Here is a 25,425-nt window from a genome sequence, read left to right as displayed (position 1 = left end):
TTGCGAAAAGGGCGTCCCCGATGGGGACGCCCTTTCTTGTCTTGTTTTTAGTTGCCCACGGAGACGTAATCGCTGGACACATAACCGATCTTCCCATTGCCGTAGTCGATCTTGTACCAGCCGCTGCCCGCATCCTCCAGAATGACGATCTTGGAGCCGTTGGCGGCGCTGGCGATCTTCTCATAGCTGGAGCCCGGACCGGAACGGATATTCAGGCCGCTGCCCGCGTTGACAATGGTGCCCGGGGTGTTGGGCGCCACGGCGCCGCCGCTGGGCGCGGTGGTGGTCCCGCCGCCGGAGGGTGCGGTACTGGCGCCTCCGGCGCTGTTGCAGTAGACGGTGCACTGGGCGGTCTTGTCCCCGGCGGTGGCGGTGACGGTGACCTTCACCTTGCTGCCGGTGGTGTTCACATTGGTAGCGGTGCCGTCCTGGTCCACCTTCAGGATGGACTCGTCGCTGCTGCTCCAGGTGACCGTGGCTTCAGCCGGACTGACGGTGGCCAGGAAGGAGAATACTTCGTTGGCCGTCAGGGTAATATCCGACTTGTTCAGGGTCAGAGCGGTCACAATCACCTGGGTCGCCGGCTCGGAGATGTCGCCGCCGGAACTGACGTCGCTCCCCGGCTGGCTGGAGGAGGACCCGGCCGCGGACTGACTGCCGCTCTGGCTGGTGCTCACCGAGGAGGAGGCTGGGGACTTGTCCCCAAAGATCAGGGGACCCACATACTTGAAGACGATGAACAGCGCCGCGATGATGACCACCATGGACACCACCAGGCCGATCACCTGGACGGGGTGGACCGTTCCCCGGCCCGTCCGTCCATCGCTCATCCGGCGGCCGCCGATGCCGGTGCGGCCGGGGCGCTCGTCACAGAAGGGACAGCGCTTGTAGGTAATGGAATAATCCTCGCCGCAGTTCTCACAGCGGATCACATCGTTGCGGCGGGAGGGACTTTGTTTTTCAGGGGCGGCGCGCCGGGAGGCCGGCTGCTTGCTGGCCGCGGCCCGTTTTTCCGGGGCGCGCCGGGAGGGACTTTGCCGTTCTGCCATGTTCATTCCTCCGCTTAACCTTTTTCCCGCCCAAAGCGGGTTTAAATCTATTGTACAAGGAAAAACCCGCCCCGTCAACGGTGAAACGTCGAAATAACAAAATGTTCACATTATTATGTCTACTTCTGTTCTTTATCCCCGCATTTTGTCCGCCGGACCCTGCGGCCCTGCGTTCCACGGGAGGAATTCCTTCCGCCCTTGACCAAGTTCCCCCTTTCCTCTATAATATAAAGTTAGAATTTATCTCGGGAGGGTGACCGCCATGCGAGGCACCATGTCCGCCACAGAGGTCCACAAACAGTACAACGAGGCCGTGACAGCCTTCCGCAAGCTGATCCCGGACCCCGGTCTGCGCATGAGCTTCAGCCGCCAGGTGGACGGCTACATGCGCCAGTATGTCCTGGGGGTATGGCAGGCGGACAATGCCAGTTCCATCACCCCCCGCCACGTGGAATTCTACAATGCCATTTACTCCGCGGGCAACCCGGTGCCCTCCGCTCTGTACTGGGAGGTGGCCACGGGGGTGGCGGGCTTCGACCTGTTCCAGCCCCCCGCCTTTTTCGAGGGCCTGCGGCAGTACGACCGCCGGAAGGGCACCACCCTGGCCCGGCGATTCGCTGACCAGCTGACCCTGATCCTGCTGCTCTTTGCCGCCGTGGACGACGTGGTCAGCGAGAGCGAGGCCGGCTTTGTCAACGCCTGCAACGACACCCTCCTGGCCCTCTGTGACCGGGACGGATTAAAAGCCGACCGCCCTGCCTTGAAGGCGGACGAGTTTATCTCCCGGCGGCCCGACACCCCCCAGGCCCCCGCCCGGCAGAAGGAGCAGGCCGCGGCCAAAGAGGAGAAAAAAGAGGCGGAGGCAGCCCCCGAACCTCCCAAGCTGGAGGAGGTACTGGCGGAACTGGACAGCCTGTGCGGCCTGGACCAGGTAAAAAAGGACGTCAAGAGCCTCATCAACCTGGTGAAGGTCCGGAAGCTGCGCCAGGAGGCAAAGCTCCCCGTCCCGCCCATGTCTCTCCATCTGGTGTTCCTGGGCAATCCGGGCACCGGCAAAACCACCGTGGCCCGGCTGCTGGCAAAAATTTACCACGCCATCGGCGTGCTGTCCAAGGGCCAGCTGGTGGAGGTGGACCGCTCCGGCCTGGTGGCCGGCTTCGTGGGACAGACCGCCATCAAGACCCAGGAGGTGGTCCAAAGGGCCATCGGCGGCGTGCTGTTCATAGACGAGGCCTACGCCCTGGTGAACCAGGAAAACGGCAACGACTTCGGCCACGAGGCCATTGAGGTACTGCTGAAAAACATGGAGGACCACCGGGATGACCTGATCGTCATTGTGGCCGGGTACACCAACCTGATGGAGAAGTTCATCCACTCCAATCCCGGCCTGGAGTCCCGGTTCAACAAGTATTTCTACTTTGAAGACTACAACGCCGGACAGCTGCTGGAGATTTTCCGCTCCATGTGCAAAAAGAACGGCTACACCCTCTCCCAGGAGGCGGAGGAGTGGGCCGGACAGGATTTTCGGGAGCTGTACGAAACCCGGGACGAGAACTTCGGCAACGCCCGGGACGTGCGCAACCTGTTTGAAAAGGCGGTGGCCCGCCAGTCCAACCGGGTGGCCCAGCTGGAGGCTCCCACCAAGGAGCAGCTTATGGAGCTGCTGCCCCAGGATCTGAAAGAACCGGAGGCGGAGGAGTCCGCCCCGGAGAAATGATAACAGGAGGAAATTGTGATGAAAATTTTCTTTGACCAGATGGAAGAAAAGGTCTTTCAGAGCTTCAAGGGCGGCGAGGGTGAATTCCACGTCAAGATGTACACCGACCCCCGCGCCAAGATCATGCGGGGCCGTCTGCTCCCCGGCTCCTCCATCGGCCTGCATACCCACGAGGGCAACAGCGAGATGATCTACATTCTCTCCGGCACGGGCAAGGTGCTCTGCGACGGGGAGTATGAGCCTCTGGCCGCCGGGGACTGCCACTACTGTCCCATGGGCCACGCCCACAGCCTCATCAACGACGGCCAGGGAGACCTGTGCTTCTTCGCCGTGGTGCCGGAGCACGGCGTCACAAACTCCACATCGTTCGTTTCCCCGTAAACGGGAAAACTCACCCGTTCCGTTGCTCCGCCTTTCCAAGCCAAAACCGCTTCGCTGGGCTTTGGCTTGGCGGGCCGCCTCCGGCGGCCTTTTAGACGCGGCGCCGCAATTTCCAATAGAAAAGGAAGCCATTATGAATATCGCCTTTTACACCCTGGGCTGCAAGGTCAACCAGTACGAGACCCAGGCCCTGGAACAGCTTCTCACCCAGCGGGGCCACACCCTGGTCTCCTTTGAGGGGGAGGCCGATGTCTACGTCATCAACACCTGCTCCGTCACAGCGGTGAGCGACAAGAAGTCCCGGCAGGTCATCCGCCGCACCCGGAAGACGGCCCCCGACGCCATCATCGCCGTGTGCGGCTGCTACACCCAGACCCACCCCCAGGACATGGAGGGACTGTCCGTAGACCTGGTGTCCGGCACCGGAGACCGGACAGGCTTTGTGGACCTGCTGGAACGGACCTGGGCCGAGCGCCAACCCGTCACCGCCCTGGACGACGCCATGAAGCGGCGGACCTTTGAGGTGCTGCCCGCCGGGGGGCTGGAGGGCCGGACCCGGGCCATGCTGAAGGTGGAGGACGGCTGCGTCAACTTCTGCACCTACTGTATCATCCCCTACGCCCGGGGTCCCATCCGCTCCCTCCCCCTGGAGGAGGCCAAGGCCCAAGCCGCCCACTTGGCCGCTGAGGGCTATCAGGAGCTGGTGCTCACCGGCATCGAAATCTCCTCCTGGGGCCATGAGCTCCGGGACGGGACCGCCCTCATCGACCTGGTGGAGGGGATCTGCGCCGCCGCCCCGGATTGCCGCGTCCGGCTGGGCTCCCTGGAGCCCAGAACCGTCACCGAAGACTTCTGCCGCCGGGCAGCGCAACTCCCCAACCTGTGCCCCCACTTCCACCTGTCCATGCAGAGCGGCTGCGACACCGTTTTGAAGCGGATGAACCGGAAGTACGACACCGCCCGGTACTATGAGAGCGTGGCCCTGCTGCGGGAATGGTTCGACCGCCCCGGCATCACCACCGACCTGATCGTGGGTTTCCCGGGGGAGACAGAGGAGGAGTTCGGAGAGACCCTGGTCTTTCTCCGGAAGTGCGCCTTCTCCGCCATGCACATCTTCCCCTACTCCAAGCGTCCCGGCACCCCGGCGGCCAAGATGCCCGGCCAGGTGCTGAAATCCGTCAAGGAGGAGCGGGCCCACCGGGCCGCCAACCTGGCCGCCCAAATGGAGCGCGCCTACCTGGAACAGTGGGTGGGAGAGACGGTCCCCGTTCTCTTTGAGGAGGAACGGGAGGGCCTCTGGCGGGGCTACACCACCCGGTACACCGAGGTCACGGCCCCCAGCGACGAAAACCTCCACAACTGCCTGCGCTCTGTCCGGATCAAAAGCGTGGAGGGCGGCAGCCTCCGGGGCGTTCTGGTCTGATCTCCTCCCGCCGGGGGCGCCATCCCTCCCTACGACCACTATGCGGTCCTCCCCGTCGACCCCATGGGCATCCTGCGCAAGGCCCTGATTTCTCCCGCTAGCAGCAAATGCCCCCGGTTTTCCGACGGAAAACCGGGGGCGTTTTTCTGTGTTATCCTTCCTCCGTCCGGGGATCGGGCAGGTCCACGTACACCGGCTCGTGGCCTGTGTCGGACACGAACCGCAGCATGTCTTCCCGCTTCAGCCGCAGGGTGGAGGTGGAGATGCCCGGGTGGCCGCTGATAAACTCGTCGGCCAGCAGGTCCCGGTCGATGACCAGCTGGACTCGGTGTTCCGTGTCGAACAGCAACTCCAGGGCGGACACAGAGCCAGGGATGGTACGCAGGTACTGCTCCATATGGCCCGCGTCGGCAAAGGACAGCCGGGCGCAACCCAGCTGGGCGGACAAAAACTTGGTCTTGAAGGGCTTGCCTCCCGGCATCATCAGCAGGTAGAACTGGGTACCCTGGCGGTTGCAGAGAAACAGGTTCTTGCAGATCTTGCCGCCCAGGACCTGTTCCACTTGTTCGCAGATCTCAATGGTGTCGGCGTGGTCGTGGTCCACCCGGATGTAGGGGATGTCCAGCTCCTCCAGCTTGTCGTAGATGGCAAATTCCTGGGGCAGCCGGTCGTCGGTGGGCCGGGTGGTATAGCGCTGGGGGTCGATATACATGGGGTCAGTCTCCTTTTCACGCGGTTTTCCGGGGCGGCGTCACTCCAGCCCCGTCAGCTCCTCCATCCACAGAGCCGCCACGGCGTCGGAGGGCATACGCCAGTCTTTCCCATAGGACGCAAGCGTCCTATGGGGGGCCCTCTGGATTTAAATGCTCGGCGAAAGTGAATTTCGCCTGCGCAATTCTCCGCTGCGCTCCGAATTTACGCGCCACTCGGCGCGGCGCGCTTTCGCGCGCGAGGCGACTAGGGGGGACCTTACTCCAGCCCCTTCAGTTCCTCCATCCACAGTGACGCCACGGCATCCGACGGCATCCGCCAGTCGCCTCTCGGTGAAAGAGTGACGGAACCCACCTTGGGGCCGTCGGGCAGGCAGGAGCGCTTGAACTGCTGGGCGAAGAAGCGGCGGTAGAAGTTGTGCAGCCATTTCAAAATGGTCTCCCGGCCGTAGGCCTCCTCCAGGGCGTACAGGGCCAGCCGGTACACCTTCCGGGGCGAAAAGCCCCAGCGGACGGCGTAGTACAGGAAGAAGTCGTGGAGCTCGTAGGGCCCCACCAGGTCCTCCGTCTTCTGGGCGATCTCCCCCTCCTTGGGGGGCAGCAGTTCGGGGGAGACGGGGGTGTCCAGAATGTCCCGCAGAACGGCGGACAGCTGGGGGTCCCGCTCCTGATTCTCGTCGGCCACATAGGCCACCAGATGGCGCACCAGGGTCTTGGGGATGCCGGCGTTGACGGCGTACATGGACATGTGGTCCCCGTTATAGGTGGCCCAGCCCAGGGCCAGCTCGGACAGGTCCCCGGTGCCGATGACCATGCCCCCGGACTGGTTGGCAATGTCCATGAGCACCTGGGTGCGCTCCCGGGCCTGGCCGTTCTCAAAGGTGACGGACAGGTCCTCCATGGACTGGCCGATGTCCCGGAAGTGGACCTTCACCGCCTCGCCGATGTCGATGGTCTTGAAGGTGGTGCCGATGCGCTCAGCCAGCAGCTGGGCGTTGGACTTGGTGCGGGAGGTGGTGCCGAAGCAGGGCATGGTGATGGCCACGATATCGGTCATGGGGCGGCCCAGCATCTCCATGGCCCGGGCGGTGATGAGCAGGGCCAGGGTGGAGTCCAGCCCGCCGGACAGGCCCACCACCGCCGTCTTGGCGTGGGTATGGGCCAGCCGCTTTTTCAGCCCCAGGGCGGCCAGGGTCAGGATCTCCTGGCACCGGACAGCCCGGTCCCCGTGGTCGGCGGGGACGAAGGGGTTCTTGGCCACGGGGCGGGTGAGGGCGGTCTCCTCCAGCTCCAGGTCGAAGGAGAGCTGCATCACCTCCTGGGTGGGGCAGCAGCGGAAGGTGGACATGCGCTGGCGCTCATGGGTCAGCTTGTACACGTCGATCTCCGAGACGGTCAGCCCCGTCTCGAAACGGCGCTGGGCCAGGATGGAGCCGTTCTCCGCCACCAGGCTGTGCCCGGCGTAGATCAGGTCGGTGGAGGACTCCCCCCAGCCCGCGTCGGCGTAGACATAGCCGCAGACCAGACGGCCCGAGGTCATGGCCACCAGATCGCGGCGGTAGCTGTCCTTGCACACTGTCTCGTCGCTGGCGGAGGGGTTCAGGACAAGGGTGGCCCCCGCCTGGGCCAGACGGGTGGAGGGGGTGTCGGCCACCCACAGGTCCTCGCAGATCTCCACGCCCACCGTCAGCTCCGGCAGGGAGCGGCAGGTAAAGACCAGATTGGAACTCAGGCTGGCGGTCTGTCCGGCGAAGGGGAAGGACGGCTCCTTCACCCCGGTCCCCGAAGCGAACCAGCGGGCCTCGTAAAACTCGGTGTAGTTGGGAATGTTCTGCTTGGGCACCAGCCCCAGCAGCTCCCCCCGGCACAGGACGGCGGCGCAGTTGTACAGCTTGCCCCGGTACCGCAGGGGCAGGCCCAGCGCGATGAGCATGTCCACCTCACGGGTGGCCTCCAGCACCGCCCGCAGCGCCTCCTCGCCCCCCCGGAGCAGGGCGTCCTGCAAAAACAGGTCACCGCAGGTGTAACCCGTCAGGCACAGCTCGGGCAGGCACAGCACCTTCACCCCCTGGGCCTGGGCCTCCCGGATCAGCTTGATGCACTGTTCCCCGTTATAGGCGCAGTCCGCCACCCGGACCTCCGGCGTACCGGCGGCAATTTTGACAAATCCGTCCCGCATAAAAGGACCTCCCTCTGAGGTTATATTTTGTATCTTATCATACCGTACTTATCCAGAAATTGCAAGGCTGGCAAACCGGCTTTCCCCTGGCCGGCGAAGCCTGCCCCGCTGGTTTTCCCGAAGCCGCGTTTCATTCTCCCCCTCCCAGGGCCCCTTCCAGCTTTCTCCGGTACTCCTCCACGGCGGCCCGGGGGGCGGTGATGGTCAGGCCCCCGTCCAGGCCGAACAGCCAGCCGAAAAACTGGGGGCTGACCACCACGGGCAGAGTGACGGTAAAATGCTCCTCCCCGTCGGGGACCAGGATCACGTCCTGGCCGAAGCGGTCCCACACCACTCCGGCCATGCTCCGCCGCCCCCGGAGGGTGACGGTCATCTCCTGGCCCCGGTACATGCCGAAGTGCTTCTCCCCGTAGGAGGCCAGCTGAAAATCGGGGTACTGGTCCCTCCCCTCCCGGTCCAGGGAGGTGACCACGATCTCCGTCATCTTGTCCACCCGGTAGTGGCGCATCTCCCGGTTGGCGTGGTCGAAGGCCACCAGATAGTAGTTTTCATTGTTCCAGATCAGGCCGTAGGGGGAGACAGTGTACCGCCGCCCCTCCCGGCGGAAGACCTTCTTCCGCTCCAGGTCGTAGTCAAAATACTTGAAGGTGATGGCCCGCTGTCCCGAGACGGCGGTGTGGAGCTTGTCCACGTTATAGTAGATGCTCTCGTTCATCAGCTTGATTCGCCCGCTGACATAGACCTGGCGCTGGAGCTGCCGGGCCTGGTGGACGCTGGCCAGCCCCTCCAGCTTGCGGATCAGGGCGTCGCTCTTTTTCTGGGTGATGAACCGGGAGGACTGGACGGCGTCCATGAGCAGCTTCAGTTCCGGGAGCTGGAAGTCCCGCTCCCCCACGAACCAGCCGGCAGTCTTCCCCTTCCGGCACTGGACGTCCAGGCCGAACTGGCGCAGGGACTCCAGGTCGTCGTAGATGCTTTTTCGCTCCGCTTTGATGCCGTACTTGCCCAGTTCCTGGATGATCTGGGCCACGGTGATGGGATGGTCCTCGTCCGTCTGGCGCAGCAGGATCTGATAGAGGTGGAGCAGCTTGGTCTTCTGGTTGGAGCTTTTTGCCACAAAATCACTCCCTTTCCTGAAAATACCATGAGTGTATCAGGAACGCTGTCCTATAAACCGGACTTTTCTTCAGCATACCACGGCAGGGCGAAAAATACAAGGTCAGGCCGGAGCAAGTTTTTGACCGCCTGTCTCCTCAAAATGACCGTCCGTCCCAAAAGGCTGGACGGGAGCGGAAAGACCGGATATACTGGGAGCAGAACACCGGAGAGGGGGCGCGGCGTGTGAAGGTGGAGTTGAAGATCGAACCGGGACGGCGGGAGCCGGAGATCGTGATCCTGGCCGGAGCGGAGTCGGAGGAACTGGACCGTCTGGTCCGGGAGCTGTCCGGGCTGGCTCTGGACCCGGTCCCTGTGTGGCGGGAAGACCGGGCTCTTCTCCTCCCGCAGGGCGAATTTCTCCGCTTCTTCGCCGAGGGCAAGGGGGTATCCGCCCAGACGGCGGAGGGGGTCTATTCCGTCCGCCTGCGGCTATATGAGTTGGAAGGGCGGCTGGACCCCCGGCGGTTCGTCCGCATCTCCAACTCGGAGATCGTCAATCTGGACAAGGTCACCGCCCTGGACCTGTCCCTCGCCGGGACCATCCGAATGACGTTGAACCACTCGGTGACCGCCTATGTGTCCCGGCGGTATGTGAAAAAGATCAAGGAGACCTTACATTTGGGAAGGAGGGACCGGACATGACCCAGCGGATGAGCGGAAAAAGACGCACCCTGGCAGGCTTTCTCCTGGGCGCGGCACTGGCACCCCTGGCGGTGTGCCTGTTCAGCACCATGATGCTCCCCGCGGAAGCCCAGGCCGTGGGCTCCGCTTGGACCTCCGGCCTCCATCTGGTGACCCCGGCCATGGCGGAGGCCTTCGGCTCCGTGGGGCTGGCGGCCCTGGTCCAGTCTCTGCTGGGGGGACTGTTGGGCGCGGTGGCGGCGGTGTCCACCCTGCCCTTCGCCGACGACGGAAAGACGCTAGCGGCCCGCTCCCTGGCCCATTTTGCCGCCACCGCCGCGCTGTTCTCCGCCCTGCTCTGGGTGTGCCGCTGGGTGAACAGCCCCCGGTACATCCCCCTGTGGGTGGCGCTGCTGGCCATCCTGTACGCTGTCATTTGGCTGGCCCGGTGGACCGGCTGGTACGTGGAGGTGATGCAGCTGCGGGAGCTGCTGGGGCTGGACCCGGGGCCCACGCCCCTGAAATGGCGGGAGACCATGCCCTATCTGCCCTTCGTTCTGCTGGTGTGCGACCTGCTGCCCTTGGCGCTGGGGTGGGTGGACCGGACCTTTGTGGTGGACGTCCCGGTGCTCTCCGGGCTCATCCTCCCCTACTTCCTGCTGCCTGTGGCGGGCTTCTGCTCCGGGGTGTCCCTGGGCAAACGGCAGGGGGTGTGTCCCCTGTATCCCCCGGCCTGCTTTGTATGCTACCTGCCCATGGTGTGGCTGCTGTTTAACCGCTCCGCCCTGTTTCACTGCTTCATGGTGGCTGTCCCTGCCCTAATGGGCAATCTCCTGGGCTGGCTATACCGCCGGGCGGTGCCGAAAAAGGAGACAACATAACCGGCCTGATGTGGGCATCAGGCCCTACCTCCCCATAGTTTTTGTAGGGCCCCGTGCCCTCACGGGCCGGAGGAAGGAGGCGCCAATGAATCAGATCTTCAAAAGCGATCTTCGATTTCTGGGCTGGCTGGCCCTGCTCCAACTGGCAGGCGAATTGATCGGTTTGGGGGTGCTCCTGTTTTTCTGCGATTGGTTCGGCGGCGGCGGGGAACTGCGTGCATATGGCCTTGCCATGCTCCCTCTCTGGGTAGTCTGGGGCTGGCTCACCCCAAGGGCTGCCCGTCCTGGAACAAAAAGAGCTGTGGGCATACTGGTACTGTGGACTGTACTGATGGGAATGCTGACCGTGCTCTTGACCGATTACAAGATGCTGTTCTCCATGCCACAGCAGATGGCCGGTGTGGGGCTGGCCCGGTTGGTCCCCGTCCACTACGGCTCCGCCCTCTACTTCCACACGGTGGAACCCGCCGCCACCGCCGCGGCCCATATGCTGTTGCCCGCCCTCTTCGCCCTGGGAATGTATCTTAGCCAAAGGCGGGCTCAGGAGCCGTAACAAGGGCCCCGTGCCCTCACGGGGCCGAGGAAAGGAGTCTTTATGTCCAGCCGTTCATCCAACGTTTTTCTTTGGTCTCTCGACGCCGCCGCAGTCACAGTGTGCTGTTTCTCAGTCAATTTAGGCGGCGCGTGGTATGGCGGCCCCGCCCACCCGGCCAATCTTTTTATGACCGTCCTCTACATGGTATTCTGGGCCGGTTTCTCCTTTGGATGCCGCACTTCCCCCATTGCGACCCGGGCCGTCTTTTGGCTCAGTCTGATCACGTTTTTCTCCTCCATGGCCTCTCTGACCTATTCACTGTTTCGTTGGAATATTCTTTTTCTCCCCGCCGCCGTGCTCGCCGTCTTTTCCGCTGTCCCCATGTACGGCTGCGCTTATTGTTGCAGTGGACTGGGCTGTACGCCGTCTCCGCTCTGTTGTCTTTCTGCTGGCTGGTATTTGCTGGCACGGCGCTGTTCGGGCGGAAATAAAAAAGACGCCTTCCGGCGTCTTTTTTATTTGGGTCAGGACAGCTGGAACTGGCCCGTATACAGGCGGTAGTACCGGCCCTGCTTCTCCAGCAGCTGGTCGTGGCTGCCCTTCTCCTCGATCTCGCCGTGCTCGATGACCACGATGCAGTTGGAGTTGCGCACCGTGGACAGCCGGTGGGCGATGACGAACACCGTCCGGCCCTCCATGAGCATATCCATACCCTTCTGGATCAGGGCCTCGGTGCGGGTATCAATGGAGGAGGTGGCCTCGTCCAGAATCATCACCGGGGGATCGGCCACGGCGGCCCGGGCGATGGCCAGCAGCTGGCGCTGGCCCTGGGACAGGTTGGCCCCGTCCCCGGTGACCATGGTGTCATAGCCCTGGGGCAGGCGGCGGATGAAGGAGTGGGCGTTGGCGCTCTTGGCGGCGGCAATACACTCCTCATCGGTGGCGTCCAGCCGGCCGTAGCGGATGTTGTCCATGATGGTGCCGGTGAACAGATGGGTGTCCTGGAGCACCGCGCCCAGGGACCGGCGCAGGTCGTCCTTCCGGATGGCCTTCACGTCGATACCGTCGTAAGTGATGAGGCCGCCCTCGATCTCATAAAAGCGGTTGATCAGGTTGGTGATGGTTGTCTTGCCCGCGCCGGTGGAGCCCACAAAGGCGATCTTCTGGCCCGGGTTGGCGTAGACGGACACGTCCTTCAAAATGCGCTTGCCGGGGACATAGGAGAAATCCACATGGTTAAAACGCACCGCTCCCCGCAGTTCGGTGAGGTAGTAATCCTCGCCGGGGACGTTGCGGACAGTGCCCCGAATCAGGTGGAGGGTCATGGTCCCGTCAGGCCCCGGGTATTTCCATGCCCAGCCGTGGCCCGCCAGGCGGGACAGGTCCGTCACCTCGGTGAGGGCGCCGTTGGCGGACACCTCCACCCACAAGCCTGCCTCGGAATCCTGGTGGGGGGGCAGCAGCTTGAGGCCCTCCTTCTCCCGGACCGCCTGGCCCAGCTCGGTAAGCTCCTCCTTCTCCCCCACCAGCACGGGGACCAGGGCCATGCCGCAGCCCCGGGGTGTCTTCCACGCCCAGGTTCGGGACCGCTCCGCCCCGGTGTGGATAGAAAGAGAGCCGTTTTCGTCCTTCTCCGCGGCCACCAGGGTGACGGAGCCCCGGTCCACCTCGGGCTGGGTGTCCATCACCTCAAAAATCCGCTCGGCGCCCGCCAGGGCAGAGAGCAGCGTGGTCATCTGCTGGGAGATCTGGTTCATGGGCTGGCCCACCTGCTTGCAGTAGTTGAGGTAGACCACCAGGCCGCCCAGGTCGAAGCCCTGGAGAATGGCCAGCAGGCCGCCGAAGGCGGCGGTAAGGGCGTAGCTGACATTCATCAGGTTGGCGGTCACAGGCATGATCATGGTGGAATAGAAATTAGCCTTCTGGGCGGCATCCCGGTAGGCCTCGTTGAGCTGTTTAAACTCCGCCTTAGCCTCCTCCTCGTGGGTGAAGGCCTTGACCACCTTCAGGCCCTCGATGATCTCCTGGATCTCGCCGTTGACCTTGCCCAGGGCCACCTGCTGGGCCTGGTAATACTTCCGGCTGCGGCTGCCCAGGTTTTTGAACAGGGACATGGTCAGGATCAGGATGAGGGCGGTGACCAGAAACAGCTTCCAGTTGATGACCAGCATCATGACGATGAGCCCCACAAACATCAGGCTGCTGGAGCACAGGGAGACCACGCTCTGCTCCAGGGCGGTCTGGACGTTGTCGGCGTCGTTGGTGAAACGGCTCATCAGTTCCCCGTGGGGGTGCTTGTCAAAGTAGCTCAGGGGCAGCTGCTGGAGCTTGTCAAACAGGTCCTTCCGCAGGCGGTTGGTGCCCTTCTGGGCCAGGCGGACCATGGTGGCGGACTGGCCGTAGGTGGCCAGACAGCCCAGCAGGTAGATGCCCACCAGCTTGAGGATCGCCGTTCCCAGGCCGGCGAAGTCGGTGCAGCCCGACCAGATGAAGTTGTTGATGATGCCCCGCATCATATAGGAGCCACCGATGTTGGTGCCCACCGACAGCAGCAGGCACAGCAGCACAAGGAACAGGGGCAGCTTGCTGCGGGTGAGGTAGCCCACCAGGCGGCGGATGGTCTTACCCATGTTTTTGGGCTTTTGATAGCCTCCGCGGGGAGGACGGTTTGGTCCTGGCATTATTCACCCACCCCCTCTTGCTGAGATTGATAAATTTCCTGGTAGATCGCATTGGAAGCCAGCAGCTCCTCATGGGTGCCCCGGCCGGCGATATGGTCATCGTCCAGGATCAGGATCTCATCGGCGTACTGCACCGAGGAGATGCGCTGGGCGATGATGATGACGGTGGTGTCCTTCAGGTTTTTGGCGAAGGACTGGCGGATCGCCGCCTCGGTGGCTGAGTCCACGGCGGAAGTGGAGTCATCCAGGATCAGAATGGCGGGCTTGCGCAGCATGGCCCGGGCGATACAAAGCCGCTGCTTCTGGCCGCCGGAGACATTGGTGCCTCCCTGGTCCAGCAGGGTGTCGAAGCCCTCGGGGAAGGACATGATGAAATCATAGGCCTGTGCGTCCTTGGCCGCCTGGATGATCTCCTCCTCGGTGGCGTCCGGCTTGCCCCAGAGCAAATTCTCCCGGATGGTACCGGTGAACAGCACATTGGTCTGGAGCACCATGCCGATGCGGCCCCGCAACTCCTCCAGGGGGTAGTGCCGCACGTCCAAGCCGTCCACCAGGACAGAGCCGCCTGTGACGTCATAGAACCGGGGAATCAGGTTGACCAGAGAGGACTTGCCGGTGCCGGTACCGCCCACAATGGCCACGAACTGTCCCGGTTTCACCGTGAAGCTGATGTGGGACAGCACGTCGTCGCCGGTGCCGGTTGCCACATATTTAAAGGACACATCCCGGAACTCCACCTCGCCCCGGGGCGCGGGCAGCGCCGCCCCGGCAGCCTCCCTCTTGTCCTCCACGGAGGGCTGGGTGGACAGCACCTCGTTGATGCGGCGGGCACAGGCCTGGGCCCGGGACAGCTGGAGCAGGGACATGGCCACCATCATCACGCTCATGAGGATCTGGGCGATATAGGAGAGGAAGGCCTGGAGGCTACCCAGGTCGAACTCCGCTCCCATGACCATCTTGCCGCCCAGATACAGCACCGTCACAATGGCGCCGTTCATGGCCAGCATCATGATGGGCATGATGGCCACGATCCGCATGCCCACGTTCAGGCCGGCCTCCATCAGCTCATCGTTGGCCTTTTTGAATTTACTCCGCTCGTGGTCCTCCCGGACGAAGGCCTTGACCACCCGGATGGCCACCAGATTCTCCTGAAGGGTGTTGTTCAGGCCGTCGATCTTTCTCTGCATGATCTCAAACAGCTTGGTACAGATCTTCATCAGAAGACCGATGGCGGCCACCATCAGCGGAATGATGACCACCAGCACCAGGGCCAGCCGGGCATTGAGCCGGAAGCAGATGACCAGGGCGGTCACCAGCATCACCGGGGCCCGGACCAGCATCCGCAGACCCATGGCCAGCATCATGGTCATGGCGTTGACGTCGTTGGTCATGCGGGTGATGAGGGAGGCGGAGGAAAAGCGGTCGATGTCCGCAAAGGAGAACTCCTGCACCTTGTCGAAAAGGCACTGGCGCAGGTTTCCTCCGAAGCCCTGGCTGGCGAAGGCGGCGTATTTGGCGGACATGACGCCGCAGAACATGGCCGCTACGGCCAGGGCCAGCATCAGCGCCCCCAGTTGGAAAATGTACCTGACATCTCCCGCCGGGATGGCCGTATCCACGATCTCCGCCATGACCAGGGGGAGCAGCAGCTCGCAGATGACCTCCAGGATAATGAGGATGGGCGCCTTGACGGCGTCCTTCTTATAGCCCTGGAGGTGGGTCAGAAATAGTGAAAGCAACGTTCAGCCCTCCTGTTTACAAGAAGAATGGTCTTTTTTGATCAAATTGTCCAGCATCCGCTGGCGGAAGATCAGGAGCTGGTCCTGTTCCTCCTCTGAGAAGCCCTCCAGCATCCGGGTGCTCACCCGCTCAAAGATGCGGTCGCACTCCTTCACCGCCGCAGCGCCCTTCTCCGTCAGGGTCACCAGGTTGCGCCGGGCGTCTCCCGTGCTGGGCTTCCGGCGGATATAGCCCCCTTTTTCCAGGGATTTCAAGGAGTTTGCCACCGCCGCCGGCGAGATATGCAGCAGTTCCGCCAGTTCCCGCTGGGCGCCGCACTGTCCCTCGCCCGCCGCGCCCCGGGAGCTCTGCAGAATGGTCAGCAGCATGGGATGCCCCACTTCCCGCAGGCCCGCGGCGTCCAATTCGGACTGGACGGCCGTCCGGTGGGCCTGGTTGAGCCGCCGGGCCAGCAGCTCCATCTCCTTTGGAGATACCATTCGGATCACACCTCCCCTGTAAAATAATTAACCTATTAATCATTAACGCGCTGACTATTGTAGCACCGGGGACTGGAATGTCAATAGCTTCCCCACGGGATTCAAAATTTGTTTACATTCGGTCCGCCATACAAAAAAGCGCCCCCGGAACCCGTTCCGGAGGCGCTGGAAACGATGAACGTTTTTCAGTTTTTCAGGCTCTGCATGGGCGCGGGGATACGTCCGCCCCGGGCCACAAAGTCGGCGCTGGAGTAGGGGTGGACCGGCTGAACCGGGGCGGAGCCCAGCAGGCCGCCGAACTCCACCATGTCCCCCACCTTGCAGCCGGGAGCGGGGATCAGGCGGACGGCGGTGGTCTTGGAGTTGACCATGCCGATGGCGGCCTCGTCGGCGATGATGGCGGAGATGGTCTCCGCGCTGGTGTCCCCGGGGACGGCGATCATGTCCAGACCCACGGAGCACACGCAGGTCATGGCCTCCAGCTTATCCAGGGTCAGGGCCCCGGCGGAGGCGGCGGCGATCATGCCCTCGTCCTCACTGACGGGGATAAAGGCGCCGGACAGGCCGCCCACAGAGGAGGAGGCCATGACGCCGCCCTTCTTCACCGCGTCGTTGAGCAGAGCCAGAGCGGCGGTGGTGCCGTGGGTGCCGCAGACCTCCAGGCCCATCTCCTCCAGAATCCGGGCCACGCTGTCGCCCACCGCCGGGGTGGGGGCCAGGGACAGGTCCACGATGCCGAAGGGGGTGTCCAGGCGGCGGGAGGCCTCCTGGGCCACCAGCTGGCCCATGCGGGTGATGCGGAAGGCGGTCTTCTTCACCGTCTCAGCCACCACGTCAAAGGGCTGGCCCTTCACGGCCTGGAGGGCGTGGTACACCACGCCGGGGCCGGAGACACCCACGTTGATGACCTTCTCCGGCTCGCCCACGCCATGGAAGGCCCCCGCCATGAAGGGGTTGTCCTCCACGGCGTTGCAGAACACCACCAGCTTGGCGCAGCCGAAGCCGCCCTTGTCGGCGGTGCGGCCGGCCAGATCCTTGATGGTCCGGCCCATGAGAGCCACCGCGTCCATGTCGATACCCGCCTTGGTGGAGCCCACGTTGACGCTGGCGCAGACGATGTCGGTGGTGGACAGAGCCTCGGGGATGGAGTTGATGAGGATACGGTCGGCCTTGGTCATCCCCTTCTGGACCAGGGCGGAGAAGCCGCCGATGAAGTTGACCCCACAGGTCTTGGCGGCACGGTCCAGCGTCTGGGCAAAGGGGGTGTAGTTGTCCGTCTCCGCCGCGGCGGCCACCAGGGCGATGGGGGTGACGGAGATGCGCTTATTGACAATGGGGATGCCGAATTCCTTCTCAATGGCCTCGCCGGTGGCCACCAGGTGCTCGGCGTAGCGGGTGATCTTATCGTATACCTTGTCGCAGGCCACCTTCACGTCACTGTGGGCACAGGACAGCAGGGAGATGCCCATGGTGATGGTGCGCACGTCCAGATGCTGCTGGTCGATCATCTGGATGGTCTGCATGATCTCGTGTTGGTTGAGCATAGTCGGTCACCTCGCCTTAGATTCGATGCATGGCGTTGAAGATGTCCTCCCGCTGGATGCGGATGGACAGGCCCTGCTCCTTGCCGGCCTGGTCCAGGATATCGGACATGTCCCCGATGGACTGGGCGCAGGCGGAGGTATCCACCAGCATGACCATGGTGAAATACTCCTGCAGGACGGTCTGGGTAATGTCCAGGATGTTGATGTTGTGCTGGGCCAGCAGGGAGCAGACGGCGGCGGTGATGCCCACCCGGTCCTTGCCGATGACGGTGACGATAGCCTTCATATGAACAATTCCTTTCTGTTTCCGGCGGGCGGCCACAGGCCGCCCCTACGGCGATATGATCTTACAGGGGCGGCTCACGCCTCCCAAATTCTAATTCAGTTCGTCCAGGGTCAGCTCAAAGCCCTCCAGGAAGTGGTCCATGAAATACTTCAGGGCGGGGATGGGGTTCTGACACAGGGCGGCGTAGGTCTGTTCCTTTGCCTTTTTGAATTCGGCGTTGCCCGCCTTCAGCTCCTCTACACACTTGAGGTAGGCGGACAGCTTGTCCGCCGCCTTCACCAGGGCGTGGACCTCCGGATCGGGGATGGTGATGATCTCGTCGTAATCTGCCCTCAGGTCCTCGGGGAGCATGGACAGCAACTTCTGCTCGGCCACGCTTTCCACCGCCTTATAGGCGTTTTGGATGTCCGGGTTGTCGTATTTGATGGGGGTGGGCATGTCCCCGGTGAGGATCTCGCTGGCGTCGTGGTACAGCGCCGCCACCGCCACCGCCCCCGGGTCCACCTGTCCGCCGTAGTAGCGGTTCTGGATGACGGCCAGGGCGTGGGCCAGGACGGCCACCATATGGGAGTGCTCCTGGATGTTCTCCGCCTGGGTGTTGCGCATGAGTCCCCAGCGGTTGATGTACTTCATCCGGGCGATCATGGGGAAAAAATTGTAGGCCAAGGAGCCTGACCTCCTTCCGGCAAAATCAAGACTGGGATATTTTATCACAGCAAAGGGGAGATGTAAACTGGCAGAAGGGCGGGAAAACAGTTGACGGAGGCAAAAAAATTGCGGATAATGGACCCAGGGCAAAAAAGAAGACGGCCTCAGCCGTCTTGTTTGGGTTCGCGCAGCGTCCGCTATCGACGTACCGCCGCCTGCCAGGTCATCACACAGCACACAGCTCCATGATACACAAAGGAGGCCTCACCATGGCCAAGAAAAACACCCGGAACACCAAGGGAAAGATCATCGAGGCGGCCTGGCGGCTGTTCTACCGCCAGGGCTACGACGACACCACGGTGGAGGAGATCATCGCCGAGTCGGGCACCTCCCGGGGGTCCTTTTACCACTACTTTGAAGGGAAGGACGCCCTGCTGTCCTCCGTCTCCTACCTCTTTGACCAGAAGTACGAGGAGCTGATGGAGACCATGGACCCGGACATGGACCGGTTCGACCAGCTGATGTACTTGAACCGGGAGCTGTTCGCTATGATCGAAAACTCCATCTCCCTGGACCTGCTGGCCCGGCTGTACTCCTCCCAGCTCATCACCCGGGGGGACAAGCACCTGCTGGACCACAACCGGACCTACTACAGGCTACTGCGGCAGATCGTCCTCCAGGGCCAGGAGCGGGGAGAGCTGCGGAGCGACGTGACGGCCAACGAGATGGTCCGGGTCTACGCCCTGTGCGAGCGGGCCCTCATCTACGACTGGTGTCTGTCCGAGGGAGACTACTCCCTGCTCCAATACGGCAAAACCATGATGCCCATGTTTTTCCGGGAATTCCGCGCGGACAAGGACAATTTTGTAAAAAATGTACAATCATGATATTTATAAACCGTACAGTTGAAATCCATTGATTTACAATACTTTTATAATTTTTAAGAGAATAATGTATAGAATTTATTCTATACATTATTCTCTGTTTTATTCCGGTTTTCTTTGTGGTATGATGTTCCTAACCGCCGCGGCCCGGCCGCCGGCGGTCCAGGCCCGGTCCCGCTCCGGCGGACAGGGCCGTGTGTGTCAAAGGCGGCCTGAGCCGTCAAAAGGAGAGAAATTTATGACAACCGCGCAGATCTGCATCACCGCTGTAATCATCCTCTACCTCTGTTTCGTCATCTTTACCGGCATCATGATCGGACGCCGCAGCAAAAAGAGCGCCGAGGGCTTCTACCTGGGCGGCCGGGGCATGGGTCCTCTGGTCACCGCCATGAGCGCTGAAGCCAGCGACATGTCCTCCTGGCTGCTCATGGGCCTGCCCGGCGTGGCCTACCTCAGCGGCGTGGCTGACGCGGGCTGGACCGCCATCGGCCTGGCTCTGGGCACCTACCTGAACTTCCTGCTGGTGGCCAAGCGCATCCGCCGGTACAGCGTGCGGCTGGACGCCATCACCATCCCCGCTTTCATCTCCAAGCGCTACCAGGAGAAGAAGCCCGTCATCATGTGCATCGCCTCCCTCATCATCCTGATCTTCTTCGTCCCCTACGTGGCCTCCGGCCTGGCCGCCATCGGCAAACTGTTCAACAGCCTGTTCGGCTGGAACTACATGGTGTCCGTTCTCATCGGCGCCGCCGTCATCATCAGCTACACCTCCGTGGGCGGCTTCAGCGCCGTGGCCACCATGGACCTGATCCAGTCCATCATCATGACCTGCGCCCTGGTGGTCATCACCTGCTTCGGCATCTACCAGGCCGGCGGTCTGGATGTGGTGGTGGAAAACGCCAAGGCCCTGCCCGGCTACCTGAGCTTTACCCAGACCTACGACGTGGCCTCTCACGCCGCCAAGCCCTACCCCTTCCTGAACATGGCCTCCATGCTGGCCTGGGGCCTGGGTTATTTCGGTATGCCCCACATCCTGGTCCGGTTCATGGCCATCCGGGACGAAAATGAGCTGAAGCTGTCCCGCCGCATCGCTTCTGTCTGGGTGGTCATTTCCATGACCGTGGCTGTTTGTATCGGTATGATCGGTTACAGCGTGTCCAAGGCCGGCCGCATTCCCCTGCTGGAAGGCAGCAACTCTGAGACGGTGATCGTCCAGATCTCCAACCTACTGTCCTCCTATGGCGTACTTCCCGCCATCGTAGCCGGCCTGATCCTGGCCGGTATTCTGGCGGCCACCATGTCCACCGCCGACTCCCAGCTGTTGGCCGCCGCCTCCGCCTTCTCTGAGAACCTGCTTCAGGACGTGTTCGGCATCAAGCTGACCCAGAAGCAGACCATGGTGGTGGCCCGGCTCACCGTCATCTGCATTGCCGTCGTCGCCGTCTTCCTGGCGGCCGATCCCACCAGCAGCGTGTTCCGGATCGTCTCCTTCGCCTGGGCCGGCTTCGGCGCCACCTTCGGCCCCGCGGTCCTGTTCGCCCTGTTCTGGAAGCGCAGCAACCGCCAGGGCATCCTGGCCGGTCTGGTGGTGGGCGGCGTGATGGTCTTCGTCTGGAAGTTCGTCATCGCCAAGCTGGGCGGCATGTTCGCCATCTACGAGTTGCTCCCCGCCTTCCTGTGCGCCAGCATCGCCATTGTGGTGGTCTCTCTGGCCACCCCCGCCCCCGGCAAAGAAGTCCTCGACCTTTACGACAGCTGCAACCAGTAAGTCTTCCTATAACAAAAGGAGAGAAGCCATCAGGCTTCTCTCCTTTTTTGTCTGTTGTCTTGGCATAAAAAAGCGTCCCCGCCGCACCCCCAGAGGCAGAGGGCGGCAGGGACAGGAGGATGGGGAACGCTCAGATCGGTTCCAGAGGCATAGCCATCACGTCGGCCATAGCCTTCCGGGCTTCGGGCCCCAGGGGCTTGAAGGGGGCGCGGCAGAAGCCGCAGTCCACCCCCCGCAGGGTCCAGCCATATTTCATGGCGTTGAAAATACCCACTTTGACGGTGGCCTCCACCCGCTCGTTGATGGCGTGCTGCCAGCGGATAGCCTGCGCCATATCGCCCTTGTCAAAGGCGTCACGCACCTTGCGGTACAGGGGGGCAAACAGGTTGACGGTGGTGCCGATGGTGGCGATGGACCCCATGGCCAATGCGCCCAGGAACTGCTCGTCAAAGCCGTTGATCAGGACCTTACCGGGGAAGGCCTGACCCATGCGCTCTAAGGAATAGAGGTTGGTGGAGGTGTGCTTGATGCCCACGATGTTCTCATTGGACAGCAGCCGACCGGCGTTGTCCTTGTTGAACTCCACGCCGGTGAACTGGGGAATATTGTAGACGATAGCGGGGACGTTGGGCAGGGCCTTGATGACATCCTCATAGTAGCCCATGATCTCGTCCATGGAGAATTTATAGTAGTAGGGGGGGATCATGGACACCGCCAGCGCGCCGGCGGACATGGCGTGATCCGCCAGGTCGATGACGTCGTGGGTTCGGATGGTGCCCACGTGGGAAACCACGGGCACCCGGCCGTCCACAGCCTTCAGCACGTGCTCCAGCACCTGCTTGCGCTCCTCCAGCGTGAGGAGCAGGCCCTCGCCGGAGGAACCGCAGCAGTAGAAGCCCTCCACGCCGTCCTGGAGCTGGAGTTCCACCACCTGCTCCAGGGCCTCATAGTTTACGCTCTCATCCTCCCTGGTGGGGGTAATGAGGGCAGACCAGATCCTACGGAACTGTTCCGGCTGCACGCTTACCATGCGGTCCACCCTCCGTCGATCACCAGATTGGAACCCGTCATAAAGGAGGAGGCCTGGGAGGCCAGGAAGATCAGGGCGCCATTGTACTCGTCCTCACGGGACATACGGCCCATGGGCATCCGGGCGCAGAAGTTGCCCTGGAAAATCTCGTCCTGGGTATCACGCCACACGCCGGCGGGGGTCAGGGTGTTGACCCGGATACCCTTCTTGCCCCAGTAGGTGGCCAGGTAGCGGGTCAGGTTGTAGATGCCGGACTTGGCGGCGGAGTAGGCCACCGGCTTGATGAAGGGCACGCCGGTCATCTCTTTCTTGTAGGCGTAGATGTCCTGGATAGGAGAAAGCATGCCGTAGATGGAGCCCACGTTGATGATGGAGCCGCCCTTGTTGGCGTTGACCATCCGGGCGCCCACGGCCTGACAGGCCAGGAAGGTGCCCACCAGGTTCACATCCACCACCTCGCGGAAGATCTCCTCGGGGAAGTTCTCAAAGGGGCCGGAGACCTCCGGGGGAGCGGAGGGCTGGGTATCGATGCCGGCGTTGTTCACCAGCACGTCGGGGGCGTCGCCCCAGGCGGCCTCCATATCGTCCAACACCTCGTTCATCCGGACCTTGTTGGTGATGTCCACGGAGTAGAACCGCAGGTTGGGATCGGTGAGGGCCTTCTCGCCCAGGGTGTTGGCGATACGCTCGTCATTGACGGTGCGGCCCCAGACGGCCACCTTGGCGCCACGCTCCCAGAGCTCCCGGACAAAGTTCTTGCCGATCTGGCCCAGGCCGCCGGTGACGATGCAGATCTTGTTTTCCACGCTGAAAAGTTTGTCGTTCATGATAATCATACTCCTCTCAGGAATCGGATTGATATGGTTATGCCAGCAGGGTATAGGGCAGCCAGGTCACGATGCCGGGGATATAGGTGACCAGCAGCAGCGTCAAAACCAGAGGGACCAGGAAGGGCAGGACGGCCTTGTACATCCGCTCCAGCTTCAGCTTATTTACGTCAGAGATGACGAACAGGCACACGCCGAAGGGCGGGGTGACCTGGCCGATCATCAGATTCAGCACCACCATCACGCCGAAGTGGACCAGGTCCAGGCCCAGGCCGTTGGCGATGGGCAGCAGCACGGGCAGCATCAGGGTCAGGATGGCGCCGGGCTCCATGACCATGCCCAGGACCAGCAGCAGGATGTTGATGACCAGCAGGATCACGGCCGGGTTGCTGCTGATACCCAGGATCACGTCGGCCATCTGGCGGGAGATGCCCTCCATGGCCATGACGTAAGTAAACAGGGTGGAGGTGCCGATGATGAACAGGGTATTGGCGGAGGAGATGGCGGAATCCTTCAGGCACTTGCAGAAGGTCTTCCAGTCCAGAGTCCGGTACAGGAACAGGGCGATGAGCAGGGAGTAGATCACCGCGATGGAGGATGCCTCGGTGGGAGTGAACCAGCCGCCCACAAAGCCGCACAGGATGATGACAGGGGTGATCAGGGCGGGGATGGAGCCCAGGAACTGCTTGATCAGGGCCTTGAAGTGGAAGGAATGCCGCTCATACTTGCGCACGATGGCAAAACCTAGGATCATCACCATCAGCAGCAGGCCCATGAGCACGCCGGGGACCACGCCGCCCATAAACAGCTTGTCCACGCTGACGCTGGCCACGCTGCCGTAGATGATCAGGGGGATGGAGGGCGGGAAGATGGGACCGATGACGGAGGAGGCGGCGGTGACAGCGCCGGCGAAGTCCTCGTCATAGCCGTTGGTCTTCATGGCCTCCATCTCGATGGCACCCAGGCCGCCGGCATCTGCCACGGCGGAGCCGGACATGCCCGCGAAGATGATGCTGGCCACCACGTTGGCATGGCCCAGACCACCGGGGATCCAGCCCACCAGTTCCTTGGCGGTGTCAAAGATCTTTTCGGTGATCTTGCCGGCGTTCATCAGATTGCCGGCCAGGATGAACAGGGGAACGGCGATGAGCAGAAAGGAGTCCACGCCGCTGACCATTTTCTGTCCGATGACCACCAGGGGGTAGCCCAGGGACAGGCAGCCCAGCACGGCGGAAGCGCCGATGGAGATGCTGATGGGGACGCCGATGACCAGAAGGACCACAAAGGCCACCAGGAAAATAACCATATACTGTGTTCCTCCTTTAGGTTTCGTCCGGCCGCTTGCCGGCCAGCTTGAGGAGTTCCTCCACGACCTGCTCCACTGACTTCAGGGTCATATAGGCTCCGGCCAGGGCCATGGGAATATACTGGACCGTGTAGGGGACAGGGATGGAGAAGGTGGAATAGGTACGGGTGCTGACATAGGGATACTGGGCTACAAAGGCCACCACCATGACCACGCCCAGCATCAGGCTGAACGCCTTGTTGACGAAATAGAGCAGCTCATATACGCCGCCCTTGGTGTGGGCCACCAAGAAGTCCAGCCGCATCAGGCCGCTGTTGTGGTACAGGGGGATCAGACCGATGAAGGCCATCCACAGGAACGCGATGCCGCAGACCTCAATGGTGCCCCGGTAGGACTGGTTAAAGAAGTTTCGCCGCAGCAACTCTGTGACGATGACCACCACCAGCAGGGCGATCATGAGCATACAGACCACTTCCGCGATCTTGGCGATCCCTCCGGTGATCTTTTTACATAGTTTCATACCATTGTTCCCTCATATAGAGACAGCTGCATAGGCCGGGCCTATGCAGCTGTCGAAAGTCGGTTTTCGGCGAGATCAGCGGACGACGGCCAGGATGGCGTTCAGCAGGTCCTGATCGAACCAGCTCTCATTGGCGTAACGGTCATAGTAAGCGTCGCCGCCCAGCTTATCCTTGAAGGACTGGACATCGGGCTCGAAGTCAAACTCCACGCCGGCGTCCTGCAGGGTCTTGGTGGCGGTCTCGTTGTCGGTGGCGATGGTGTCGAAGCTGTACTTGGCGGCAGCCTTGGCCTGCTCCTTCAGAATGTCCTGGACCTCGGGAGCCAGCTTGCTCCAGGTCACGCTGTTGACAGCCATGGTGCAGCCCATCCACATGTAGTTGATGTTGGAGAAGTACTTGATGTCATCATAGGTGGCGTTGGCAACCAGGTGGTAGGTGGCGTTGTCCTGGCCCTCGGCGGTGCCGTTGGACAGGGCCAGAGCCAGCTCAGGCAGAGCCAGAGCCACGGGGGTGGCGCCCAGAGCCTCCCACACGTCCAGATACAGCTGGCTGGTCGGGACGCGGATCTTCAGGCCGGCCACGTCATCAGCGGTGTGGATGGGACGGTTGGTGGTGGAGATGTGGCGCATGCCGTTGTCGCCCTCAGCCAGGTAGATCAGGCCGTACTGGGGGAAGTCGGAGAAGATCTTCTCGCCCACTTCGCCGTTGGTGACCTCATAGGCCTGCTCAGCGCTGTCGAACAGGAAGGGCAGGTCCAGGACCTTGGCCTTCTCATAGAAGGAGGTGAAGCCGGAGGTGCCGGCGAAGATGATGTCGATGGTGCCCATACGGGTGGACTCAATGGCCTCGGCATCGTTGCCCAGCTCGTTGGAGTGGTGGACGTCCAGGGTGATGGCGCCGTCAGAGGCCTCATTCACCAGACGGGCATACTCGATGATGGTCTTGGTGGGGACGGAGTTCTCGTTGCCGGGGGAGTAGATGGTCAGCTTGACGGGCTCGATGGCGGGCTCGGCGGTGCTGGCGCTGGCGGAGCCGCTGGAAGCGGGCTGGCTGGCGG

23 protein-coding genes are annotated in these 25,425 nt (G+C 62.3%); 8 read left to right on the top strand and 15 right to left on the bottom strand.

The genetic code is table 11. The features are described 5' to 3' along the window. Nucleotides 1-47 precede the first annotated feature (47 nt). Nucleotides 48-1,049: an SH3 domain-containing protein gene (locus I6E42_RS07270; protein ID WP_235371256.1), complete on the bottom strand. Its 1,002-nt coding sequence runs from the start codon at nt 1,047-1,049 to the stop codon at nt 48-50. A gap of 262 nt (nt 1,050-1,311) precedes the next feature. Between I6E42_RS07270 and I6E42_RS07265 the strand changes: the two genes are divergently transcribed. The 3 genes from I6E42_RS07265 to mtaB all read left to right on the top strand — a co-directional run bounded on the left by I6E42_RS07265 (nt 1,312) and on the right by mtaB (nt 4,570). Then, nucleotides 1,312-2,766 carry an AAA family ATPase gene (locus tag I6E42_RS07265; protein ID WP_235371255.1) on the top strand — a complete coding sequence of 485 codons (1,455 nt, stop codon included), beginning with the start codon at nt 1,312-1,314 and terminating at the stop codon, nt 2,764-2,766. Between the two features lie 18 nt (nt 2,767-2,784). Then, nucleotides 2,785-3,147, top strand: a complete 363-nt coding sequence (locus tag I6E42_RS07260; protein ID WP_235371254.1) for a cupin domain-containing protein — start codon at nt 2,785-2,787, stop codon at nt 3,145-3,147. A 133-nt stretch (nt 3,148-3,280) separates the two neighbouring features. Next, complete coding sequence (mtaB, locus tag I6E42_RS07255) at nt 3,281-4,570, top strand: tRNA (N(6)-L-threonylcarbamoyladenosine(37)-C(2))-methylthiotransferase MtaB (protein WP_235371253.1); 1,290 nt, start codon at nt 3,281-3,283, stop codon at nt 4,568-4,570. A gap of 151 nt (nt 4,571-4,721) precedes the next feature. Here the strand turns inward: mtaB and I6E42_RS07250 are convergent, their stop codons facing one another. From I6E42_RS07250 to I6E42_RS07240, 3 genes are all read right to left on the bottom strand, one after another. After that, nucleotides 4,722-5,282 (bottom strand): prolyl-tRNA synthetase associated domain-containing protein, encoded by a 561-nt coding sequence (locus I6E42_RS07250; protein WP_235371252.1) that lies wholly within the window; start codon nt 5,280-5,282, stop codon nt 4,722-4,724. Nucleotides 5,283-5,539: 257 nt separating this feature from the next. Beyond that, complete coding sequence (locus I6E42_RS07245; protein WP_235371251.1) at nt 5,540-7,459, bottom strand: NAD(+) synthase; 1,920 nt, start codon at nt 7,457-7,459, stop codon at nt 5,540-5,542. 130 nt (nt 7,460-7,589) lie between these two features. Continuing rightward, complete coding sequence (locus tag I6E42_RS07240) at nt 7,590-8,576, bottom strand: helix-turn-helix transcriptional regulator (RefSeq protein WP_235371250.1); 987 nt, start codon at nt 8,574-8,576, stop codon at nt 7,590-7,592. Nucleotides 8,577-8,800: 224 nt separating this feature from the next. Between I6E42_RS07240 and I6E42_RS07235 the strand changes: the two genes are divergently transcribed. The 3 genes from I6E42_RS07235 (at nt 8,801) to I6E42_RS07225 (ending at nt 10,672) form a co-directional block, all read left to right on the top strand. Then, entirely contained in the window at nt 8,801-9,259 is a 459-nt protein-coding gene (locus I6E42_RS07235) for a LytTR family DNA-binding domain-containing protein (protein WP_235371249.1), read from the top strand. Continuing rightward, a complete protein-coding gene (locus I6E42_RS07230; protein ID WP_235371248.1) occupies nt 9,256-10,119 on the top strand; it encodes a DUF3021 domain-containing protein in 864 nt (287 codons plus the stop codon). The genes I6E42_RS07235 and I6E42_RS07230 overlap by 4 nt, the downstream gene beginning before the upstream one ends. 85 nt (nt 10,120-10,204) lie before the next feature. Further along, nucleotides 10,205-10,672 (top strand): hypothetical protein, encoded by a 468-nt coding sequence (locus I6E42_RS07225; protein ID WP_235371247.1) that lies wholly within the window; start codon nt 10,205-10,207, stop codon nt 10,670-10,672. A gap of 506 nt (nt 10,673-11,178) precedes the next feature. Here I6E42_RS07225 and I6E42_RS07220 read toward each other — a convergent pair. From I6E42_RS07220 to yfbR, 6 genes are all read right to left on the bottom strand, one after another. After that, entirely contained in the window at nt 11,179-13,284 is a 2,106-nt protein-coding gene (locus I6E42_RS07220) for an ABC transporter ATP-binding protein (protein WP_235371246.1), read from the bottom strand. A gap of 50 nt (nt 13,285-13,334) precedes the next feature. Beyond that, on the bottom strand, nt 13,335-15,074 hold the full coding sequence (locus I6E42_RS07215; RefSeq protein WP_235371245.1) for an ABC transporter ATP-binding protein: 1,740 nt from the start codon (nt 15,072-15,074) through the stop codon (nt 13,335-13,337). A 3-nt stretch (nt 15,075-15,077) separates the two neighbouring features. Beyond that, nucleotides 15,078-15,554 carry a MarR family winged helix-turn-helix transcriptional regulator gene (locus I6E42_RS07210; protein ID WP_235371244.1) on the bottom strand — a complete coding sequence of 159 codons (477 nt, stop codon included), beginning with the start codon at nt 15,552-15,554 and terminating at the stop codon, nt 15,078-15,080. A gap of 185 nt (nt 15,555-15,739) precedes the next feature. Continuing rightward, nucleotides 15,740-17,098, bottom strand: a complete 1,359-nt coding sequence (locus tag I6E42_RS07205) for a PFL family protein (RefSeq protein ID WP_235371243.1) — start codon at nt 17,096-17,098, stop codon at nt 15,740-15,742. 16 nt (nt 17,099-17,114) lie between these two features. Beyond that, nucleotides 17,115-17,384 (bottom strand): ACT domain-containing protein, encoded by a 270-nt coding sequence (locus tag I6E42_RS07200; RefSeq protein ID WP_235371242.1) that lies wholly within the window; start codon nt 17,382-17,384, stop codon nt 17,115-17,117. Nucleotides 17,385-17,474: 90 nt separating this feature from the next. After that, a complete protein-coding gene (gene yfbR / locus I6E42_RS07195; protein WP_235371241.1) occupies nt 17,475-18,050 on the bottom strand; it encodes a 5'-deoxynucleotidase in 576 nt (191 codons plus the stop codon). Between the two features lie 251 nt (nt 18,051-18,301). Between yfbR and I6E42_RS07190 the strand changes: the two genes are divergently transcribed. After that, on the top strand, nt 18,302-18,919 hold the full coding sequence (locus I6E42_RS07190) for a TetR/AcrR family transcriptional regulator (protein WP_235371240.1): 618 nt from the start codon (nt 18,302-18,304) through the stop codon (nt 18,917-18,919). 235 nt (nt 18,920-19,154) lie between these two features. Continuing rightward, complete coding sequence (locus I6E42_RS07185; RefSeq protein ID WP_235371239.1) at nt 19,155-20,684, top strand: sodium/proline symporter; 1,530 nt, start codon at nt 19,155-19,157, stop codon at nt 20,682-20,684. Between the two features lie 130 nt (nt 20,685-20,814). Here I6E42_RS07185 and I6E42_RS07180 read toward each other — a convergent pair whose 3' ends face one another. The 5 genes from I6E42_RS07180 to I6E42_RS07160 form a co-directional block, all read right to left on the bottom strand. After that, nucleotides 20,815-21,714, bottom strand: coding sequence for a dihydrodipicolinate synthase family protein (locus I6E42_RS07180; RefSeq protein ID WP_235371238.1), 900 nt, complete (start codon nt 21,712-21,714; stop codon nt 20,815-20,817). Next, nucleotides 21,708-22,541, bottom strand: coding sequence for an SDR family oxidoreductase (locus I6E42_RS07175; protein WP_235371237.1), 834 nt, complete (start codon nt 22,539-22,541; stop codon nt 21,708-21,710). The genes I6E42_RS07180 and I6E42_RS07175 overlap by 7 nt, the downstream gene beginning before the upstream one ends. 37 nt (nt 22,542-22,578) lie before the next feature. Beyond that, nucleotides 22,579-23,847 carry a TRAP transporter large permease gene (locus tag I6E42_RS07170; protein WP_235371236.1) on the bottom strand — a complete coding sequence of 423 codons (1,269 nt, stop codon included), beginning with the start codon at nt 23,845-23,847 and terminating at the stop codon, nt 22,579-22,581. A 16-nt stretch (nt 23,848-23,863) separates the two neighbouring features. Further along, the gene (locus I6E42_RS07165) at nt 23,864-24,367 is read right to left on the bottom strand and encodes a TRAP transporter small permease (protein ID WP_235371235.1); all 504 of its coding nucleotides are present in this window, start codon (nt 24,365-24,367) and stop codon (nt 23,864-23,866) included. Between the two features lie 75 nt (nt 24,368-24,442). Beyond that, nucleotides 24,443-25,425: TRAP transporter substrate-binding protein (locus tag I6E42_RS07160; RefSeq protein WP_235371234.1), on the bottom strand; the 983-nt coding region annotated here is incomplete at its 5' end.

This window comes from Pseudoflavonifractor phocaeensis, from assembly GCF_021531815.1.
GTDB classification, from domain to species: Bacteria; Bacillota; Clostridia; order Oscillospirales; family Oscillospiraceae; genus Lawsonibacter; species Lawsonibacter phocaeensis_A.
This window is presented reverse-complemented; position numbering and strand designations above follow the sequence as displayed.

Excerpts from the sequence above, each read along its gene's own strand:
- I6E42_RS07265 (WP_235371255.1), top strand. The coding sequence starts at position 1,312 with ATGCGAGGCACCATGTCCGCCACAGAGGTCCACAAACAGTACAACGAG.
- I6E42_RS07180 (WP_235371238.1), bottom strand. The coding sequence starts at position 21,714 with ATGGTAAGCGTGCAGCCGGAACAGTTCCGTAGGATCTGGTCTGCCCTC.
- I6E42_RS07185 (WP_235371239.1), top strand. The coding sequence starts at position 19,155 with ATGACAACCGCGCAGATCTGCATCACCGCTGTAATCATCCTCTACCTC.
- I6E42_RS07245 (WP_235371251.1), bottom strand. The coding sequence starts at position 7,459 with ATGCGGGACGGATTTGTCAAAATTGCCGCCGGTACGCCGGAGGTCCGG.
- I6E42_RS07270 (WP_235371256.1), bottom strand. The coding sequence starts at position 1,049 with ATGGCAGAACGGCAAAGTCCCTCCCGGCGCGCCCCGGAAAAACGGGCC.
- I6E42_RS07205 (WP_235371243.1), bottom strand. The coding sequence starts at position 17,098 with ATGCTCAACCAACACGAGATCATGCAGACCATCCAGATGATCGACCAG.
- I6E42_RS07220 (WP_235371246.1), bottom strand. The coding sequence starts at position 13,284 with ATGGGTAAGACCATCCGCCGCCTGGTGGGCTACCTCACCCGCAGCAAG.
- I6E42_RS07165 (WP_235371235.1), bottom strand. The coding sequence starts at position 24,367 with ATGAAACTATGTAAAAAGATCACCGGAGGGATCGCCAAGATCGCGGAA.
- I6E42_RS07210 (WP_235371244.1), bottom strand. The coding sequence starts at position 15,554 with ATGGTATCTCCAAAGGAGATGGAGCTGCTGGCCCGGCGGCTCAACCAG.
- I6E42_RS07175 (WP_235371237.1), bottom strand. The coding sequence starts at position 22,541 with ATGAACGACAAACTTTTCAGCGTGGAAAACAAGATCTGCATCGTCACC.
- I6E42_RS07225 (WP_235371247.1), top strand. The coding sequence starts at position 10,205 with ATGAATCAGATCTTCAAAAGCGATCTTCGATTTCTGGGCTGGCTGGCC.
- mtaB (WP_235371253.1), top strand. The coding sequence starts at position 3,281 with ATGAATATCGCCTTTTACACCCTGGGCTGCAAGGTCAACCAGTACGAG.
- I6E42_RS07200 (WP_235371242.1), bottom strand. The coding sequence starts at position 17,384 with ATGAAGGCTATCGTCACCGTCATCGGCAAGGACCGGGTGGGCATCACC.
- I6E42_RS07170 (WP_235371236.1), bottom strand. The coding sequence starts at position 23,847 with ATGGTTATTTTCCTGGTGGCCTTTGTGGTCCTTCTGGTCATCGGCGTC.
- I6E42_RS07250 (WP_235371252.1), bottom strand. The coding sequence starts at position 5,282 with ATGTATATCGACCCCCAGCGCTATACCACCCGGCCCACCGACGACCGG.
- I6E42_RS07190 (WP_235371240.1), top strand. The coding sequence starts at position 18,302 with ATGGCCAAGAAAAACACCCGGAACACCAAGGGAAAGATCATCGAGGCG.
- I6E42_RS07230 (WP_235371248.1), top strand. The coding sequence starts at position 9,256 with ATGACCCAGCGGATGAGCGGAAAAAGACGCACCCTGGCAGGCTTTCTC.
- I6E42_RS07260 (WP_235371254.1), top strand. The coding sequence starts at position 2,785 with ATGAAAATTTTCTTTGACCAGATGGAAGAAAAGGTCTTTCAGAGCTTC.